General features: G+C 61.3%; 14 protein-coding genes. 7 read left to right on the top strand and 7 right to left on the bottom strand.

Annotated elements, in window-relative coordinates; all coding sequences use genetic code 11:
- Nucleotides 1-51: 51 nt before the first annotated feature.
- Nucleotides 52-825, bottom strand: a complete 774-nt coding sequence (locus I5L79_RS07275; RefSeq protein WP_196954360.1) for a TspO/MBR family protein — start codon at nt 823-825, stop codon at nt 52-54.
- Nucleotides 826-942: 117 nt separating this feature from the next.
- Nucleotides 943-3,777: an excinuclease ABC subunit UvrA gene (gene uvrA, locus I5L79_RS07270; RefSeq protein WP_196954359.1), complete on the bottom strand. Its 2,835-nt coding sequence runs from the start codon at nt 3,775-3,777 to the stop codon at nt 943-945.
- Nucleotides 3,778-3,953: 176 nt separating this feature from the next.
- Between uvrA and I5L79_RS07265 the strand changes: the two genes are divergently transcribed.
- From I5L79_RS07265 to I5L79_RS07245, 5 genes are all read left to right on the top strand, one after another.
- Nucleotides 3,954-4,382, top strand: a complete 429-nt coding sequence (locus tag I5L79_RS07265; protein WP_196954358.1) for a hypothetical protein — start codon at nt 3,954-3,956, stop codon at nt 4,380-4,382.
- Nucleotides 4,383-4,483: 101 nt separating this feature from the next.
- The gene (locus I5L79_RS07260) at nt 4,484-5,047 is read left to right on the top strand and encodes a DUF4256 domain-containing protein (protein ID WP_196954357.1); all 564 of its coding nucleotides are present in this window, start codon (nt 4,484-4,486) and stop codon (nt 5,045-5,047) included.
- A 171-nt stretch (nt 5,048-5,218) separates the two neighbouring features.
- Nucleotides 5,219-5,635, top strand: coding sequence for an NAD(+)--rifampin ADP-ribosyltransferase (arr, locus tag I5L79_RS07255; protein WP_196954356.1), 417 nt, complete (start codon nt 5,219-5,221; stop codon nt 5,633-5,635).
- Nucleotides 5,636-5,755: 120 nt separating this feature from the next.
- Nucleotides 5,756-6,658, top strand: coding sequence for an ADP-ribosylglycohydrolase family protein (locus I5L79_RS07250; protein WP_196954355.1), 903 nt, complete (start codon nt 5,756-5,758; stop codon nt 6,656-6,658).
- A gap of 144 nt (nt 6,659-6,802) precedes the next feature.
- Nucleotides 6,803-7,012: a hypothetical protein gene (locus tag I5L79_RS07245; protein ID WP_196954354.1), complete on the top strand. Its 210-nt coding sequence runs from the start codon at nt 6,803-6,805 to the stop codon at nt 7,010-7,012.
- A gap of 72 nt (nt 7,013-7,084) precedes the next feature.
- Here the strand turns inward: I5L79_RS07245 and I5L79_RS07240 are convergent, their stop codons facing one another.
- Nucleotides 7,085-7,792, bottom strand: coding sequence for a GDSL-type esterase/lipase family protein (locus I5L79_RS07240; RefSeq protein ID WP_196954353.1), 708 nt, complete (start codon nt 7,790-7,792; stop codon nt 7,085-7,087).
- A gap of 294 nt (nt 7,793-8,086) precedes the next feature.
- Between I5L79_RS07240 and I5L79_RS07235 the strand changes: the two genes are divergently transcribed.
- The gene (locus tag I5L79_RS07235) at nt 8,087-9,541 is read left to right on the top strand and encodes an alpha/beta hydrolase family protein (RefSeq protein ID WP_196954352.1); all 1,455 of its coding nucleotides are present in this window, start codon (nt 8,087-8,089) and stop codon (nt 9,539-9,541) included.
- Between the two features lie 212 nt (nt 9,542-9,753).
- Here I5L79_RS07235 and I5L79_RS07230 read toward each other — a convergent pair whose 3' ends face one another.
- From I5L79_RS07230 to I5L79_RS07215, 4 genes are all read right to left on the bottom strand, one after another.
- Nucleotides 9,754-11,904: an LVIVD repeat-containing protein gene (locus tag I5L79_RS07230; protein ID WP_196954351.1), complete on the bottom strand. Its 2,151-nt coding sequence runs from the start codon at nt 11,902-11,904 to the stop codon at nt 9,754-9,756.
- A gap of 162 nt (nt 11,905-12,066) precedes the next feature.
- On the bottom strand, nt 12,067-13,959 hold the full coding sequence (locus tag I5L79_RS07225; protein WP_196954350.1) for a hypothetical protein: 1,893 nt from the start codon (nt 13,957-13,959) through the stop codon (nt 12,067-12,069).
- A 71-nt stretch (nt 13,960-14,030) separates the two neighbouring features.
- Nucleotides 14,031-15,107, bottom strand: a complete 1,077-nt coding sequence (locus tag I5L79_RS07220) for a FecR family protein (RefSeq protein WP_196954349.1) — start codon at nt 15,105-15,107, stop codon at nt 14,031-14,033.
- A gap of 155 nt (nt 15,108-15,262) precedes the next feature.
- Nucleotides 15,263-15,988, bottom strand: coding sequence for a head GIN domain-containing protein (locus I5L79_RS07215; protein WP_196954348.1), 726 nt, complete (start codon nt 15,986-15,988; stop codon nt 15,263-15,265).
- Between the two features lie 473 nt (nt 15,989-16,461).
- Between I5L79_RS07215 and I5L79_RS07210 the strand changes: the two genes are divergently transcribed.
- Nucleotides 16,462-17,913, top strand: a complete 1,452-nt coding sequence (locus I5L79_RS07210; protein ID WP_196954347.1) for a T9SS type A sorting domain-containing protein — start codon at nt 16,462-16,464, stop codon at nt 17,911-17,913.
- Nucleotides 17,914-17,922: the final 9 nt, after the last annotated feature.

Raw genomic sequence — 17,922 nt, 5'->3', positions numbered from 1 at the left:
TTGATTGCAGCCGCAAGGTAAGCGCTACGCCGTGGAATGCCCTAGCCTGCCCTACCGGCGTTTCTGCCACACCAGCCAGGCGGCAGCCAGCACCAACGTGAGGGCCGCGCTCAGGGCCACGCCCGCCAGCCCCGGTGCGTTCCCGCTCCGGGCCAGCGCTATGCCCACCAGCCCCCAGGCTAGCGTGAGCGGGTAAGCCAGCTCCCGAAACTGATGCGTGACGACCACCCCCAGCACCAGCACCACGTTCAGCAGCAGCATAGCCGCGGTGGCGGCAGTGCCGGCGGCGGGTTGCCAAACCGTGCTCAGCCATAGCGTAGCGTTGACCACCGTGGCCACCGTAACCCAGCCGAAGTACAACCCCAGCGGCACGCTGCTGCCCCAGCCGGCCTGCCCGCTGCGGATCAGCCGTCGCGCCCGACCATACGCCACGGCCAACGACCCGAGAATCAGGAATATAACCAGCACGCTCAGTCCCAGCTGCTCATAGGCAAAGACCACTAGCCAGCCCGCCGTAGCCAAGTTGGCCAGAATGAAGGGCTCGGCCACGGCGTCGGGCAGCGGATTCTGGCGCTGCGCGGGCAGCAGCTGCCAGATGGCGTAGCCCAGGATGCCCAGAAAAATCAGCCCCCAGATGCTGAACGCGTAGCCGGCCGGCGTAAGCAAGGTGTAGTACTTGCCGGAAACCACCGCATTGGTTTGCCCATTGAACGGGTAGCGCTGCGCCACGTAGTTGCACAGAATATTGCCCAACACTGCGGCCAGGGCCAGCCAGCGCCACACACGGCTTTCGGGCTGGGTGGCGGAAGAAGAAGTAACGTCCATAAGGCGAATATGCTCTTGAAACTGTCATTCCGAGCGAAGCGAGGAATCTGGGTTACAGGCCAACCCAGATTCCTCGCTTCGCTCGGAATGACAGTTTCGTTTGCTGTTGATGTCTGATTACAGCTTATCTACCAGGAAGCGGGCGGTGTGGTTGGTGTCCTTGAGCTTCACCATTTCTTCGGGCGTGCCCTCGAACAGCAGGTGCCCGCCGTTGATGCCGCCCTCGGGGCCGAGGTCGATAATCCAGTCGGCGCACTTGATGATGTCCATGTTGTGCTCGATGATGAGCACGGAGTTGCCCTGCTCCACCAGCGCGTTCAGGGCCGTCATCAGCTTGTTGATGTCGTGGAAGTGCAGGCCGGTGCTGGGTTCGTCGAAGATGAACAGGATTTTATCGTTCTGCAGGGTGTTTCCCTTAGTTAGGAAGGAAGCCAGCTTCACGCGCTGGGCTTCCCCGCCCGACAGCGTGTTGGCCGACTGTCCCAGGCGGATGTAGCCCAGTCCCACATCGTCGAGCGGTTTGAGGCGCTCCACAATCTTCGGCTGGTCTTTGAAGAACTCGATGCTGTCCTCAATGGTCATTTCGAGCACCTCGTTGATGCTTTTCTCCTTGTACTGCACGTCCAGCACGTCCTGCTTGAACTTGCGGCCCTCACAGGCTTCGCAGGTCAGGTAGATGTCGGCCATGAACTGCATTTCAATCTTCACCTGACCTTCGCCCTGGCACACCTCGCAACGGCCTCCGTCGATGTTGAAGCTAAAGTGTGAAGGTTTGAAGCCCCGGGCTTTGGCTAGCTGCTGGTCGGCAAACAGGCTGCGGATGGCGTCGTAGGCCTTCACGTAGGTGACGGGGTTGGAGCGGCTGCTCTTGCCGATGGGGTTTTGGTCGACGAACTCGACGTGGGTTACCTGCCCGTTCACGCCGGTGAGTCGGTCGAACTTGCCGGTGGCTTCGCCGGCGCCGCCACCGAGCTGCTTGAGCAGGGCCGGAGCCAGAATCCGCCGAATGAGCGTGGATTTGCCGGAGCCGGATACGCCTGTTACCACCGTCATCACGTTCAGCGGAAACTTCACCGACACGTTTTTGAGGTTGTTTTCGCGGGCGCCGGTCAGCTCCAGGGCGTTGCGCCAGGGGCGGCGCGTTTTGGGCACGGCTACCTGCATGCGGCCGCTCAGGTACTGGCCGGTGTAGGTGTCGGAAGTCAGCACCTCGGCGTAGGTGCCCTGGAACTGCAGAATACCGCCGCCACTACCGGCCTCGGGCCCGATGTCGATAATCTGGTCGGCCTGCTCCATCATCTTGTCCTCGTGCTCCACCACAATCACGGTGTTGCCAAGCTGCTGCAAGGAGCGCAGCACCCCAATCAGCTGCTCCGCATCCTTGGGGTGCAGGCCAATCGAAGGCTCATCGAGAATGTACATGGAGCCCACCAGTGCCGAACCAAGCGAGGTAGCCAGCGAAATGCGCTGACTTTCCCCGCCCGAGAGCGTGCTGCTTAGGCGGTTGAGCGTGAGGTAACCCAAGCCCACGCGGTTCAGGTACTCCAAGCGGTTCGTGACTTCCGTCACGAGGCGCTCGGCTACTTTGGCTTCGTGCGCAGGCAGGTCGAGGTTCTGGAAAAACTCCAGGGCCCGGCTCACCGGCAGCAGCACCAGATCGGTAATGCTCTGGCCCTGGATTTTCACGTACTGGGCGTCCTTGCGCAGGCGGGTACCGCGGCAGTCGGGGCAGGTGGTACGACCCCGGTAGCGGCTTTGCAGCACGCGGTACTGAATTTTGTGGGTCTGCTCCGATACCCACTTGAAGTATTTATCCAGCCCGTCGAAGTACTTGTTGCCTTTCCACAGCAGGTTTCGCTCGGCCTCACTCAGTTCGTTGTAGGGCCGGTGAATGGGAAAATCGAAGCGGATGCCGTTTTTGAGCAGGGGCTTCAACCACTCGCTCTGCTTATCGGTGCGCCAGGGGGCAATGGCACCCTCGTACACCGTCAGGCTCTTATCGGGGATGACCAAGTCCTCGTCAATGCCCAGCACCGAGCCGAACCCTTCGCAGGTCTGGCAGGCGCCGTAGGGGTTGTTGAAGGAGAAGAAGTTAACGCTCGGCTCCTCAAAAACCAGTCCGTCCAGCTCAAACCGGTCGGAAAACGTGCGGGTTTCCTCGTCCATCTTCACGACGCAGGTACCGTGCCCCTCGAAGAAGGCAGTTTGCACCGAGTCGGCGAGGCGGAACATCAGGTCTTCGTCGCCGGGCTGAATGGCGGTGCGGTCAATCATGATGAACACGTCGCCCTGCACTTCGGGCTGGCCTTCGGCAATCAGCTCCTCGATGAAGGCGGTTTCGCCGTTCACCACCACGCGGCTATAGCCTTTCTGGAGCAGCAAATCCAGCTCCTTGCTCATGGGGCGACCGTCTTCGGAGGGCAGCAGTGGGGAGAGCAGCGTCACGCGGGTGCCCTCAGGCAGCTGCATGAGGTGGTCCACCACGTCGGCGACGTTGTCCTTCTTCACCTGCTCCCCGCTCACGGGTGAGTAGGTGCGGCCCACCCGCGCAAACAGCAGCTTGAGGTAGTCGTAGATTTCGGTGCTGGTACCCACCGTGGAGCGGTTATTCTTGATGCTAACCTTCTGCTCGATGGCAATGGCCGGCGAAATGCCGCGGATGTAGTCCACGTCGGGCTTGTCCATGCGGCCCAGAAACTGGCGGGCGTAGGAGCTTAAGCTTTCCACGTACATGCGCTGGCCCTCGGCATACAGCGTATCAAACGCCAGCGACGACTTGCCCGAGCCCGAAAGGCCCGTGACCACAATGAACTTATTGCGCGGCAGGGCCACGCTTAGGTTTTTAAGATTATGAACCCGGGCGTTTTTGATGAGGATAAACTCGCGCGGGTCGAGCTGGTCAATGGGGTCGGCCGCGGGGGCAGCCATTTGCAGAGCGGAGTTGTCGGCCATAGGTCGTTAAACAGCCGCAGCCGGGGGTTTGGTTTCCTGTAGCTTCCCGAGGCGCGGTTTACGTCCGGCGAAGGTACGGCGGGGGTGGCTGGGATAGTAAGCGCAGACAACCAAATACCCGATACGTAGTATTCCAACCCCAACAGGCGCCTCATCGGCAACTTAGACAAGGACATATGGACGCATCTGCCCACAACGAAATCGACCTTCTGTTAGCAAAAGCCAAAAGTTCTGGAAGACCTGAAGATCTTTCCGCCTTATGGAAAGCGGCCCTCAACTTGCCGCAATGGCATTTTATAACGCGGCAAACGGCGAATATTGAGGACCGGAAACCGTTCGTGGGAGTTATGGATAATAAGCCCTGGGCATTCCTGTTCACTGACAGACAAAGGGCGCAGGAGTACGCAAGAACAATCCCAAACAGTGGATTTGTGGATGAAAGCGGCAACGTGCTGGTAATATCCACGGACACACAAAAAGCCATTGACTACCTGCTAGCGCTTGCCTCACAAGGCGTATATGGCCTAAGATTCAATGAGCTGAATGGCTGGTTTTCACCAATTGAGAATTTGCCAGCTATTATAAAGCACGTGAATAAAAGTTAATCCGAGCGAGGCTATACCTCGCACCAGAATAGCCCAATTGCTTTATTGCCTCCACGTTTGCTGTTGAGCCTGATGCTCTGCACAAAAAAACACCCCTGCCCATGAATACCAAACGGGAGTTGCCGCCAGAACAGCGCGAAGAATTACTCAGCCTGCTGCAAGCCCGCTTCGAGAAAAATATGGTGCGCCATCCGGGGCTGGTTTGGAGCAACGTTCAGGAAAAGCTGGAAGCCGCGGGTGAGAAGCTCTGGTCGCTGCAGGAAATGGAAAGAACCGGCGGCGAACCGGACGTTGTGGGGTATGACGCCGACACGGGCGAGTATGTTTTCTATGATTGCGCCCCGGAAAGCCCCCAGGGCCGCAGAAGTTTCTGCTATGACCGGGCAGCGCAGGATGCCAGAAAAGAGGCCAAACCCGTCAACAACGCGGTGGACATGGCCGCCGCTATGGGCATTGAGCTGCTGACGGAAGCGCAATACCGGCACCTGCAGCAGCTCGGCCCGTTTGATGCAAAAACCTCCAGTTGGCTAAAAACGCCGTCAGAAATCCGGCAGCTTGGCGGCGCCCTTTTCGCTGATTACCGCTACGGCGCAGTTTTCGTGTACCATAATGGCGCCTCAGCTTATTATGCAGCCCGGGGGTTTCGGGGAGTGCTAAGCGTCTGAGGTGGCCGTTGTGGCTGCAGCGGCTTTTTGTATGGCTAATACCCTGCCCCTGCTGAAACTGACGCCCGCCAACCAGCAGCTACCTTCCGCCGTGTCATTCCAGCTTGCACGCTACACCCGGCATCGTTGAATAGCGTCAAGCAGCAAACGTATTAACCGCTTCAGAATCCCATGCAAACTTCTCCCGACCCCGGCTCCCAGCCATTCTACCACGGTACTAAGGCCGCGCTGCAACCCGGCGACCTGATTGCGCCCGGCTACCAGTCCAACTACGGCCAGCGGAAGAAGGCTTCCTTCGTGTACCTGAGCGCTACCCTGGACGCGGCTATCTGGGGCGCCGAGCTGGCTCAGGGCAAAGGCCCGGGCCGCATCTATATAGTGGAGCCCACCGGCCCGATAGAAGACGACCCTAACCTGACGGACAAGAAGTTTCCCGGTAACCCTACCCGGTCTTACCGCTCCCGCAGTCCGCTACGGGTTGCCGGTGAGGTGACGCAGTGGCAGGGCCACTCGCCCGATAAGCTCAAGGCTATGCGGGATAATCTGGAGCGCCTCCGGCAGCAGGGAATTGAGGCAATAGAGGACTAATGGAGCACGGCTCTGCCGCAGTTGCTTGGCTGCGCTGAGTAACATTACGCCTGAGAAGTTATTCCTTGAATCTCGCCCGTCGCCTTTGGTTCAAAAATCAGGATGCAGCTGCTGCAACATATGCTATATGAGAAATTTCAGGGCTGTCTGCTGGCCGGGGCCATTGGTGATGCCTGGGGCAGCAGCTTTGAAAACGAGCAAGCACTTCCTGCGGCTTCTACCTTCTACCTCGGCGGCCAACCGGCCCGGACCCGGAACTGGGCCCTGACCGATGACACGCAACTGACCTTGGCAACGTGCGAAGTGCTGGCCGCCGGCCCCTTCGACCCGGGCCATCTGGGGCAGCAGTTTGTGGCGTATTATCGGCAAGGCAAACTCACCGGTCTGGGGGCCACTACGCTGCAGGCCATCCGCGACACGGAAGCGGGTATGCACTGGACGCAAACCGGCCGGCGGGGGCATTTTGCGGCAGGCAACGGAGCCGCCATGCGCATAGCTCCCTTCGCCTTTTACCCGACCACCACCCGGAAAACTATTTACGACGCCTGCCGCATTACGCACCAGAACGAAGACGCCTACGCCGGCGCGCTGGCCGTGTATCTGGCTATCAGGGCCGCTTTGCACCAGACCTGGACCGGCCGCAACAATCTGCTGGCGCTTGTTCTGCCCGAACTGCCGGATACCAATCTGAAGGACCGGCTGCAGGAACTAAGCCTCTACCCACCCGAGGCCACTATTGTTGAGGCCGCCCGGCTGGGCAACAATGGGCACGTTGTCAACTCTGTCCCGTTTGCTATTTTTTGCGCCACCAAAGTTCCGGACCTGGGGCTAACCCGCCTGCTGCAGCAGCTTATGGCCACCGGGGGCGACACTGATACCAATGCCTCTATGGCCGGCCAGATTGCCGGGGCGTTGGTTGGGCTGGCCGGTGTGCCACCGGAGTTGCTGCAGAAGCTGGCACAGCTGCCGGATTATCAATGGCTTAGGGATACCATAACCCGTACCATGCCTAAAGTTTGGTAGTGCAGTTCACTCAGGGCTTCCCAGCAGTTCGTTGCGGGTAGCGGATGAGGCTATTTGGCAGTGCTTTCTATTTCTCTCTTCTCCCGCCTTTCTCTCTTCTCCCGCCCTACCGCGCCAATTAATCCTCTAAACCGATAAAATTGTGTGTTCACCTTTCGTGCTGAATGCTTCAGCTCCTTTATTGAACGCATCAATGAGCAGAAAAGTCGGAAGGTGGCGAAAGCCGGGTTCCACACCGTGCTCAACGCTGCCGGCGTCTACAAGCTCGACAACGCCAAATCGAAGGCCGGCCAGAACATCTACCGCGCCGTGCGGGAGGCCAACTTCACCATCGGTTTCCTGCTGAGCAAGTAGCCCCGGCGCAGCTTTCCTTTTGCTGAAACGGGCCGACAGATACGTTCTGCCGGCCCGTTTTGCTTTTTCTGCTTACCGGCGCAGATAAGGTGCCAGCGTCTGCGTCCACACCTTATAGCCGGCGGAGTTCAGGTGCAGGCTGTCGGCTTCGTAGAGTTCCGGGCGGGGCTTACCGCCGGGGCCCAGCAGGGGCGTAACCGTGTCCACGAAGCGCAGGTACTGCGGGTGCGCCTCAATGTAGGTGCGGATAAGCCGGTTGGCTTCCTGCACCTTGGAGTAGAGCGCCCAGCGCAGCGGGCTGGGCTTGATGGCCAGAAACACCAGCGGCACCCGGCGCAGGGGCTTATGCTGGCGCATACGCCGCTCAAACTCCAGGAAAGAGGCATACACTTCCTGGGCGCTGGCCCCGGCCCCGATGTCGTTGTCGCCCTCATATATCACCACTTGCCGGGGCTCGTAGCCCAGCACTACAGGGTCGAAGAAGTACAGCGCGTCGGGGAAGCGCGAGCCGCCGAAGCCCCGGTTGAGCACCGGCAGGCCCGGAAAATCCTGCTGGAGCGTCGTCCACTTGCGCAGCGAGGAGCTGCCATAGAACAGGATGGGCCGCCTGGGTGGCGGGGTAAGACTATCCTGACGGGCGAAGGCGCGCATTTCGGCGGTCCACTGCGCTGGGTCAGTAGATGACGCGCCCGGCGCAGCGTTTTGTGCCAAACCGGCGGCGGACGTCAGCACAAGCAGGGCCGCGCCGCTGAAGAAACGAGAGAGAACAGCGTGTAGCATACAGCAACGAATATAACGGATGACGCCTGTTGCCGCTCTGTTGCAGGTGCGGCAGCAGGCGTCCCGGCGGCTCAGATGACATGGTTTTCCGGCAGCTTCTCAAACATAAGGGTTGGCCCACGAACTGCTGTTGAAGACGGCCAGTGACCGGCAGATTTTTTCAGCGTTTTTCGCACCGCAAGCGTCATCCTGGCCGCAATGCCCAACTCCAACGGGCAAGTCTACGCCTCTTTTGGTATTTTCCCTGCCGCTTAGCACACCTTCCTGCATTTAACCACTGCTTATTTTAATTTTATGAAGAAAATGTTACCCGTATTCCTTCTTATCTGGGGCTTTTTGTGGTCGGTGTCTTCGGCCTGGGCTGGTGCCGAGCCTCCCGTACTAAACGGACAATGGACAGGGCAGCTCAAAGTGCCCGGCGGCGAGATGGAGCTTATCGTCACCATTGTACCGCTGAGCACCGGCGGCTACTACGCGGCCCTCGATGTGCCCAAGCAGAAGGTAAGCCGCATGCCGGTGGAGGCCCAGGTGAAAGGCCGGGACGTGCAGCTGCGCATCGACCAGGCCGGCAGCCGCTTTGTGGGCAAGCTGAGTGAAGATGGCAAGCTTATGGCCGGCACCTGGGAGCAGCCTGGCCTCAAAAGTGAGCTGATCCTGACGCGCACGGCCACCTCGGCCGTCAACGCCGCTTTCAAGGCGGCCCCGCCTTATAAAAAGGAAGAAGTTATTGTGCCCAATAAAGTAGCCAAGCTGCGGCTGGGGGCCACGCTCACGATGCCCAGCGGCACCGGGCCGTTTCCGGCCGTGGCGCTGGTATCGGATATGGGCGCCCAAGACCGCGACGCGTCCCAGGAGCAGTACCGCATGTTCGCCATTCTGGCCGACTACCTCACCCGCCGGGGCTTTGCCGTGCTTCGCTACGACGACCGGGGCGTGGGCCAATCCAACGGCAAGTACCTGGCCGCCACTACCGCCGACCTGGTGAGCGACGCACAATCTGCGCTGGGCTACCTGCGGGCCCACTACCGCGTGAAGAAAACCCAGGTAGGCCTGATCGGGCACGGCGAGGGCGCCAATATCGCGCTGCTGGCCGCCGCCCAGCCCAAAGGCCCCGATTTTCTAATTTCGCTGGCGGGCTACGGGCAGCCCGGCCGGGAAGTGCTGCGCCAGCAGCAGGTAGAGATTATGCGGCTGATTGGAGCCAACACGGCCCAGGTGAAGGCGGCGCTGGATCTGGAAGACCGCATGGTGGAAACCATCCGCCAGACGCCCAACAACGCCTTGGCCCGTGCCAAAGTAGGTGTGATGCTGCGCCAGAACAACGCCGACATCGACCATACCATGGTATCGGCCCGCGCCGACCAGCTTACCTCCACCTGGCACCGGTTTTACCTGGACTTTGATCCGGCGGCCCGGCTGGGCGAGGTGAAGTGCCCCGTGCTGGCCCTCAACGGCACCGACGACCTGCAGGTGGCCTCGGGAAAAAACCTATCGATTCTCAGCAAAGGCCTGCGCAACAGCCCGGAGGTGAAAACCGAAAAGCTCGCCAACGTGAACCACTGGTTTCAGCCGCCTGTAGCTGAATGGGCTATGGTGAGCGGCCAGCAGCAGCCCGTTTTCTCGCCCAAAGCCCTGCAGCTGATGAATGACTGGCTGGTAAAGCAAACCCAGCCCACCGTATCATCTTCCCTGAAAAGCCGGCTGTTGCCTACCAAGCGCGCCCCCGCCCCCGATAAGCCACGGGGGTGATATGGCTGGATGGCTGGATAGTTGACTGCGTAAATAGTTGAACGGCTGGCCGTGCCAGTTGTTGAAACGCTGGGGCACAGACGGCTGCTCCTCGTTTTGCACTTTTTTACTAACGGGCAAGCTGGGGGGTCCAGGAGGAGTTCGAGAGAAGTCTATTAGAAGCCTATACCAACCCTAGGCCCCGAATAAGATAATTCTGAGGAAAGCCCGCGCTAATTGTCGCTGTAGGACACCTCAAACCACTTAGTGCCGCTCCAGATAAGCTGCAGCACGTCGCCGGCGGTGAGAATACGCGTCTGGCTTAGGTTCACCACACCAGTGAAATCCACCAGTTCGCAGTTGTTGGCCATATTCATCAAATAAAGCACTTGCCCGGCCTGCGTCCCGGCCCCAAGAACAATGGTGCGGTCGGTGGCCGTGACCGAGTTGGAAGATACCTGCAAAAACGAGCGGTTGCCCACCGCCACGGCTTGGTTGTCCCCGGTCAGGTTGATGAGGGCGGCATTAGGCCGTAGCGTCAGAGCACCATTTACATCCAGGGAAGTGGCCGCCGCGCTGCCCGTACCAACGCCTACGTTACCGGCTTCCGTCACCACCAGGTCGGGAGCATCTGGGTTGCCGTCCCCGCTCACCGTCACCGATTTCACCCCGCGCAGCTCCAGCGCCCCCTGCCGGTTGGCATCCCCAAAGTCGGTGCCGATGTAGTCGACCACGGCGGTGCCGGCCCCGGTCTTGGTTAGCTGCAGGTGCGGGCCGGCGTTGCCGCTTTCGAAGGTTGCTACGTCGTAGGAGCCGCTATTGAGTACGTGCAGGCGCGAGGCAGCCGGCGCACTGCCCACGCCTACGTTGCCGGCATTGTCTACCCGCAGGCCTTCATTGCCGCCGTCGTTGCTGAGCCACTTGCCGGTCAGCTTTAGATTTTCCGTGGCCGTATGGTTGCCCAGGTTGTCGCCGGGCGTGGCGGTGGAGGGTAGCGTTACGCTATTGCCTCCGCTGATGCTTAGCGTTTGGCCGCTCAAACTCAGCGTAGGCGCGGGCGTCGGCGCGGCGGGTGCCGGTACCGAGCCCAACGAGCCGTCTGGCCCGACCACAACCACGCGAGGGGCCCCGCCCAACGTCACCACACCAATCAGGCTGGAAAAATCAACGCCGATGTATGCCGTGGTGCCATCCGTAGCCAGGGAGTACGGATAGGCATAGCTGGGCACGGTAGCCGCCACGGCGGCCGGAAGAGCCGGGCCGGTGCTTTCCAGCGTAGGGGCGGCCGGATTGCTTATGTCGAATATCTGTACGCCGGTAGCGTCGTAGTTGACCAACACGGCTTTCGTGCCCGCCACGGCCAAGTCGATGGGGGACGAGCCGCCCGCCGCGCTACCCAGCAGCGTCGGGTTGGCAGGGGTAGCTACATCATACACGTGCAGTTTGCCGTCGTTGGTGGCAATGTAGAGGGCAGTGCCGGCCAACGCCAGTCCGTACGGAGCTGCACTCAGCGCGAGGCCACCAGCACCATTCAGGCGCGTGGGGGCGCTGGGGTTGCTGGCATTATACACGTACAGCGCCTTGTTTTCAGCATCGATGATGTACACTGTAGTACCCGCCACGGTCACGCGTAGGCCATTCAGCGTGCTGGTGTAGGGAGCCAGCAGCGTGGTGCTGCGGCGCACGGGCGGCGCGAGAGGGTTGCTCACGTCAAATATTTCCAGGGTATTGCCATCAGCATTAACGACGTACACCGTCGTACCGCTCACGGCTATATCAATAGGATACGAGCTGGTGGGTGAGCCTTCTCCCGTAGCCGCTTGGCTAAGCAAGGAAACGGCGGCCGGGTTGGTGACGTCGAATACCTGCAACAGGTTACCATAGTCGGCCGAGTACAGCAGGGTGCGGCCGGCGCTGGTGCTTACCGCTATGGCGTTGGCGCCGCTGGCCTGCTGCCCCAGCAGCACGGGCACCGCGGGGTTGCTCACGTCGTAGATTCGCAGCCCGTTGTCGGTGGCGGCATAGAGGCGGTTGTTGTACAGCACCACATCATAGGTGCGCTCTTCGCCATCCGGCGCAATGCGCAGCGCGTCCAGCGGTAGAACCGAACCACCCGGAGCCGAGGAGAAAAGTGGAGCCCCCACCCCAAGAGTACCATCGGGCTGAACCTGGGGCAGGCGCACGCCGGTGCCGGAAAGGCCCCGAACGCGCAGGTTGCCATCCACATCCAGCTTTTGCGTGGGGGCAGTAGTGCCGATACCTACGTTACCGGCCGGCGTTTGGGCCCGGCCGGGCAGGGCGCCCAGCCCCAGGCAAAACAGCAGGCAGGCAAGTAACCAGAATTTCAACCGGCAAACTGCCGTAGTACGTAGCACGTGTAGCATGGGCTAGCTGGAATAGAAAGCCCAAAGGAAGCTGCCACCGGTACGCAGAGCCGGGAATAGGTAGTCAACAACCGGATTTATGGAGGCAGACAACCCCGTTTGGTAGGCCGATGCTGTTGGACGCTTTGCCTGGCTGCGGGCAGTTTTCCGGCGATGCAGAAATCAGAAACGCACCCCGGCGCTGTATCCGGCCCAGACGCGCACCAGCGTAGAGTTGTTCAGGTTTTCGGTTAGCAGATGCTGGCCCTGCCCTATCTGCGAATACACCGCCTGGCGGTCGGCGTCATAGCGCTGCGATACCAGAACATTTACTTCCGGCCCGGCGACCATGCGTATCCTGCCTCCCTTCCACAAAGCCCAGCCCACCAGCAGCCGGAGCTGGCTTTGCAGGTTCAGCTTTTTCGTCCAGCCGCTGGGCTCCTCGTTTACGTGCAGGGCCAGCGCATCGAGGCTAAGGCTGAACCGCCTCCGGGCGGCCACCTCCGTGCCCAAACCGTACCCAAGGCCCCAGCGCAGCTGACCATCGAATGGCTGCGCTGCCCCCACAAACTGCGTGTAGAACAGCGCACTGCCGCCCAGCTTGAGCGTGGTCAGCATGGGCCAGGTTTTACTGTAGAGCACATCCAGGCGGTGGTAGCCGTGACGCACAAAGTTGAGCAGACCAATACTTGCTCCGGTTACCGTATCGGCTACGTTGAGTAGGCCCAGCTGCACTCCGCGCACGCGGCGGGCTACGTTCAACACGCCGGCGGCCTGTAGTCCCCGCACCTCGGCCAAAGACACATTCAGCACACCCGCAGTTTGCATCAAAGGACCACTAGGCTCCGTTGCATCGGGGCGGGGCGGGCCGGCATAGTTGAGCACACCGGCCGCCTGCCAGCCGGCCAGGGGGCGCGCCGCTATGTTCAGCACCCCGGCCAGCTGCACACCCCGGCCCCTGCCCCCTACTACGTTGAGCGCGCCGGCGGCCTGCAATCCGCGCAGGTGGCGCCCGGCCAGATTGCCTACCCCCGCCAGCTGCCCGCCGCGCACCGTGTCACGGTCGAGGTTGAGTACTGACCCCAGTTCCAGACCGCGCAGCCCGGCGGCGTAGCCTACCAGCACATTCACGGAATAGCGGTTAACGGCCCGGCCGGCCCGGAGCCCGTTGGTGCCCAAGGGTGGAACCAGGGTTATCTGCCATTTGTGCTCGTCATACAATGAGTTATCAGAGCGTGGGAATACTACGTTGGCCAGAGCCGTGTCGCGCGCGTGCAGGCCCGCTTTTGCCCGCATGATGCTCACGGTAAGGCTGTCGATGAAATGGGAAGCCCGCGCGCCCCGCTGATGCCAGCGGGCCGAGTCGGCGCTAAAGTCCAGGGGCGGCACGGCGGCCACGCGCTGGGCAGTGGTTTTCAGCTGCCGGCCCTTGATCTGGGCCTGGCGCTTCATGGCGGCTAAGGTCTGCTGCGCCTTCGCCATAATATTGCCCAGGTTGAAATACGCGGCTGTATCGGCCGCCATGTTGATGGTATCGGCGGCGGAGAGCGTCGGGCCTGATAAGTCAGGCACCGGCATAGCGGCCACGGAAGCCGTGGCATTAGCGGTAGTGGTCAGTTGCCGGGCCAAAGGGGACTTTTTTACCCGCACTCCTACCCGGCGGGTAGGCAGGGGGCGCAGCGGTACCGCCTGCCGGGGTGGAGCCGGTGGCCCAAGAGGCTTGGGATAAACGCCCGCGCCCGCCAAAAGTCCCGCCGGGGGCCGGTCGTCGGTGCGCCAGAGCACTACCTGGCCTTCCACCACGGCGTAGGAGAGTCGCAACGGCCGGCAGAAGGCATCAAGGGTATAATATAGGGGCCGGGGCGGGCCCGGTGGAATCGTAACGCGGGTTTGCAGCGGTACTACGGTACTGCTATAGCTAAATGATACGCGCGCCTGCCGGCTCAACTGGCGTAGCACGATGCTTAAGGGCTGATTCTCGGCTGTAACAGGCACCGGCCGCTGGAGCACCGGGGGCATCTGGGCCCAGGTCAGCAGGGGCAGCCAACAAAGCAGAAACAGGAGCAGGTGCCGCATACAGACCGGATAGCCCAGCAAAAGTACGGAGCGTCGGTATAGAGCCGGAAAGCAAAAAATAGTGGCGTTGTTTACGGACGCGGAGCCCCCGCCGCGGAGCAGCCGGCCCCACGGAGCACGTAGCTGCCGTCTGGGCTGGTGGAGAGTTCAGCACTTAGGGCCAAGCTAAGCACGCGCAACACCTGGGCGGGCGTAGGCGCCGGAAACGTGCCCGTAAAGCGGCAGGTGAGCAGCGCTGAATCGGACACCGCTACGTGCGTGTGGAAAGTGGTTTCGAGGGTGCGCAAGACGTGCGCTACCGGCGCATTGTCGAAGCTCATTTCCTGCTGCTGCCAGGCCCGGAAGTTGGGGTCAGCCGTAAGTGTACGGCGGGGCCGCTGGGACTGCTTACCCTGAACTACGCCCCGCCGGCCGGGCAGCAGCAGCACGGTATCGGCGGGCGCAGCCCGGGGCCCAAAGGCTACCTTACCCGTTACTACGGAAACTTCCACGGAGTCCTCCCCCGGATAAGCCCGCACGTTAAACGATGTGCCCAAAACCTGCGTGCGGGACGTTGAACTCAGCACGGTGAAGGGCCGCTGCGGGTTTTTCGTAACTTCGAAGAAAGCTTCTCCCGTCAGCTGTACTTCCCGCTGCCCGGCCCTGAAACCAGCGGCGTACCGGAGGCTGGATTGGCGGTTCAGCCACACCTTGCTCCCATCCGGCAAGCCTACCACGCGCACCGCGCTGCCGGCCTCCACGGCCACCATTGGGAGGCTGGCCGGAGCCCCGGAGCGGGTTAAGCGCCACAAGCCCACGGCGCCCAGCAGCAACAGAATGGCCGCCGCTACGCGCAACCAGCCTTGCGAGGCCCACATCGATACCACACGTGCCTCGGGCTGGGCCGCAGCTTCGGCTTTTGCAGCCGGAATGTTTTCCCGTGTCCGAAAGCGTTGCCAAGCTGTTTCAACACTGGCTTCCGTAAAGAGCACGGTTGGTGGGGTGGCCTGCTCCCAGGCCCGGGTAGTCTCCCGCAGCCACTGCTGCCGCTCGGGCTGGGCCTGAACCCAGGCCTGTAGCTCGGCCTGCTCAGCCGGCGTCGCCTCGCCCGCCAGCTGCTTGGCAAGCAGCTCCCAGGGAGCATCGGACGCAGGAACGGGGGCAGACATAGCGCGAAGAAACGATGAGTCAGCCAATGGCTGGTACCAAAGGAACCGACTGGCCCGCCAAATTCGGGATTTTCCGACTGGTGCCCACTATGTCCGGTCCTGGAAAGTGTCGCTCTGCCCCCTCCTTCAACCCAGGCGGGCAGGGCGGCCGGACGCTAGTTGTCGCTCAGCACCCGGCCCGAGCCCGATATCTGGGTATTGATACTGGGCTCGCCTTTGTAGTACACATTGCCGCTTCCGCTGATGCGTACATCCAGCTTTTCGGTCGCGCTTACCCGTGCCCGGCCCGAGCCAACCAGATCCACGTCAACGGCATCGGTATCGAGGTCATAGCTGTTTACCTGCCCGGAGCCGCTGATGCTGATTTCGTGGCGGGCGGCGTTGCCCCGCCAGTTAGCGCGCCCGGAGCCCGAAATCGTAGTAGCCACGGCCGTAGCCTGCTCACAAGCCAGGTCGGTGCTGCCGGAGCCGCTGATGGACACCTCAAGGCGAGGCAGCAGCCAAGTGTTGGTGCTTTCGATACGTCCGGAGCCCGCCAGAATAACCCGGCTGAGCGTGGGTGTGGTGAGGTACACGCGAATCCGGTCATGCTTGCGCACGGTGGTGCGGCCAAAGTCAATGTGCAGCCGGTTGCCCTCTACGTCGGTTTCCAGCACGTCAAGAATGTTGCGCTGCGCTTCTACGCGCACTTCCTGCGTGAGGCCCTGGGTGAGGTATACCTCCGCATCGATGGGCAGCTCAAGCTCCGTGAAGTCCCGGATAGAACGGTTTTCCGACGTCATGGGGCCGCTACCGCGCACGGTAGGGCCCATGAGGTCGTTGTGGCAGCTGGCCAGCAGAACGGTCAGCGGCAGCAGAGCGGAGAGCAGGAAAGTTTTCATAGCAGAAAAGGGGGTTGAAGAGAACAGAAGATTGGTTTCTCTTCTAAGACCCACAACCCGGCTCCTACCCCTACGCGGCCGAAAGTTTTTTCAAAAAAGTTTTTCAGCAACTCAGCTGCCGCCCCAATGCGCTGGCTATTTTGCCCCGTTGCACCCGCTTCCGGTACGTTCATGCCCTCATAAGCGAAGGCGTAGCCACGGTCCGAAAGCACCCGCTCACCACCCAAACCCGGTCGTTGGCATTCATCACGGGTAAGGAATAGCAGCCTATTTCCTATATTCGTTTGATAAGTCCTTGGCAGCGAATGCGCGCCGTACCCAGGCATAGCTGTAGCAGGGCTCCAAGCACCCAGCATGTTTATGCCGGTACAGGAAAGCTACCCCGCCTTGTATCTTTATGCCGGATAGTAGATGTTTTTGTTTGTGTCTCTGCCATTTACCGTTTTTCGCACCGCTCTTTCCTGCCTCTATTGATGAAAACGCTACTCGCTCAACGAATGACAGCCACGTTGCTGGGGCTGACCCCTCTTGCCGCCGGGGCCCAGGGCCTTACCAATGATGGCGCCGTCATCACCATCGAAGCCGGGGCCACGGTCTACGTTTCGGAAGCTGTAACCAACAAGGCAAGTAGCACGCTTACCAACAACGGCCGGCTGGTGATAGGGGGCAACCTCACCAATGCCGGCAGCCTTACGTCCGGCGGGCAGTTGGTATTTGCAGGCAGCGCACCGCAGGAGCTGGATGCCACCGGCGCCACCCTGGCCCGCGTGCGCGTGAGCAACTCCGGCCCCGACGGCAGCAACCAACTGAAGTTTCTCGCCAACACCACTATCACCGATTCGCTCACGCTCACCAAGGGCATGGTGCAAACGCCGGTGGCCGTTACCATCACCTTACCCAATGACGCCGTGCTAACCGGCGAAGGCACCAAACAGTACGTGCAGGGCAATCTGCGTATTGAGCGCAGCAGCCTGGCTGGCGGCAGCGCCACCGATTTCGGCCACGGCTTCAGCCTCAACCCCGGCACCAACGCGCTGGGCGCGGTAGCCGCCACACGCACGGCCGGCCTGCAGACTGCTGGCGTGAGCTACGGTCAGCTGGGCAGCAACAAAGGCATCGACCAGCTGTGGTGGGTAGACGCAGGCACCGCGCCGACCACGCCCGTGCAGGTGCAGCTCAGCTGGCTTGCGGATAATGATAATGGGCTGACGGATTTCTCGCAGGCCCAGATCTGGCGCGGTTCGGCCGCTGCGGGCCCCTGGGTGGCACTGGGCGCCCCCACCAACGCCAGCAGCCGCAGCATTAGCGGCAGCTCCAATGCGCTGGGCTTTTTCACCGTCAGCAACCTGGCCAACCCGCTGCCGGTGGAGCTGCTTAGCTTCACGGCCGAGCGCCAGGGCGAAAATGGCATCCTGCGCTGGACCACAGCCACCGAAAAGGACAATGCCCACTTCGTAGTGGAAGCCTCCGTGGATGGCACCACGTTCCGGCGCATTGGGCAGGTAGACGGGCACGGTACCACCGCGCAACGTCAGGATTACCGGTTCAAGGACGTGAACGTAGCTCGCTACGCCACGGAGCTGGTTTATTACCGGCTGCGGCAGGTAGACAATAACGGGGTGGAGCACCTGGCCCCGGTGCGCACCATCAACGTGCCTTTACAGGCATTTTTCGCAGTGCAGGCGTATCCCAACCCTTTCCAGAATGCGGGCGTGGGCGTGGTAGTCCGTACGTCGCAGACCAGCCCCGCCACGCTGCTCGTGACCGATGCCGTGGGCCGCGTGCTGGTGTCGCGGAAAGTAACGCTGGGCAAAGGCAGCAACGAAGTAGCGTTGCCGGAAGCTCAGCAATGGTCACAGGGTTTCTACTTGCTGCGCGTACAGCAGGGTCCACAGCAGGAAGTCCTGAAGCTTATCCGGGAATAACTCCCAGTC

Source organism: Hymenobacter guriensis (genome assembly GCF_015773195.1).
Classification (GTDB): domain Bacteria; phylum Bacteroidota; class Bacteroidia; order Cytophagales; family Hymenobacteraceae; genus Hymenobacter; species Hymenobacter guriensis.
This window is presented reverse-complemented; position numbering and strand designations above follow the sequence as displayed.

What these genes read in the sequence shown, in the direction of transcription:
- I5L79_RS07275 (WP_196954360.1), bottom strand. Translation starts at nt 825, where the DNA reads ATGGACGTTACTTCTTCTTCCGCCACCCAGCCCGAAAGCCGTGTGTGG.
- I5L79_RS07225 (WP_196954350.1), bottom strand. Translation starts at nt 13,959, where the DNA reads ATGCGGCACCTGCTCCTGTTTCTGCTTTGTTGGCTGCCCCTGCTGACC.
- I5L79_RS07230 (WP_196954351.1), bottom strand. Translation starts at nt 11,904, where the DNA reads ATGCTACACGTGCTACGTACTACGGCAGTTTGCCGGTTGAAATTCTGG.
- I5L79_RS07235 (WP_196954352.1), top strand. Translation starts at nt 8,087, where the DNA reads ATGAAGAAAATGTTACCCGTATTCCTTCTTATCTGGGGCTTTTTGTGG.
- I5L79_RS07210 (WP_196954347.1), top strand. Translation starts at nt 16,462, where the DNA reads ATGAAAACGCTACTCGCTCAACGAATGACAGCCACGTTGCTGGGGCTG.
- I5L79_RS07215 (WP_196954348.1), bottom strand. Translation starts at nt 15,988, where the DNA reads ATGAAAACTTTCCTGCTCTCCGCTCTGCTGCCGCTGACCGTTCTGCTG.
- I5L79_RS07265 (WP_196954358.1), top strand. Translation starts at nt 3,954, where the DNA reads ATGGACGCATCTGCCCACAACGAAATCGACCTTCTGTTAGCAAAAGCC.
- arr (WP_196954356.1), top strand. Translation starts at nt 5,219, where the DNA reads ATGCAAACTTCTCCCGACCCCGGCTCCCAGCCATTCTACCACGGTACT.
- I5L79_RS07240 (WP_196954353.1), bottom strand. Translation starts at nt 7,792, where the DNA reads ATGCTACACGCTGTTCTCTCTCGTTTCTTCAGCGGCGCGGCCCTGCTT.
- I5L79_RS07260 (WP_196954357.1), top strand. Translation starts at nt 4,484, where the DNA reads ATGAATACCAAACGGGAGTTGCCGCCAGAACAGCGCGAAGAATTACTC.
- I5L79_RS07220 (WP_196954349.1), bottom strand. Translation starts at nt 15,107, where the DNA reads ATGTCTGCCCCCGTTCCTGCGTCCGATGCTCCCTGGGAGCTGCTTGCC.
- uvrA (WP_196954359.1), bottom strand. Translation starts at nt 3,777, where the DNA reads ATGGCCGACAACTCCGCTCTGCAAATGGCTGCCCCCGCGGCCGACCCC.
- I5L79_RS07250 (WP_196954355.1), top strand. Translation starts at nt 5,756, where the DNA reads ATGCTATATGAGAAATTTCAGGGCTGTCTGCTGGCCGGGGCCATTGGT.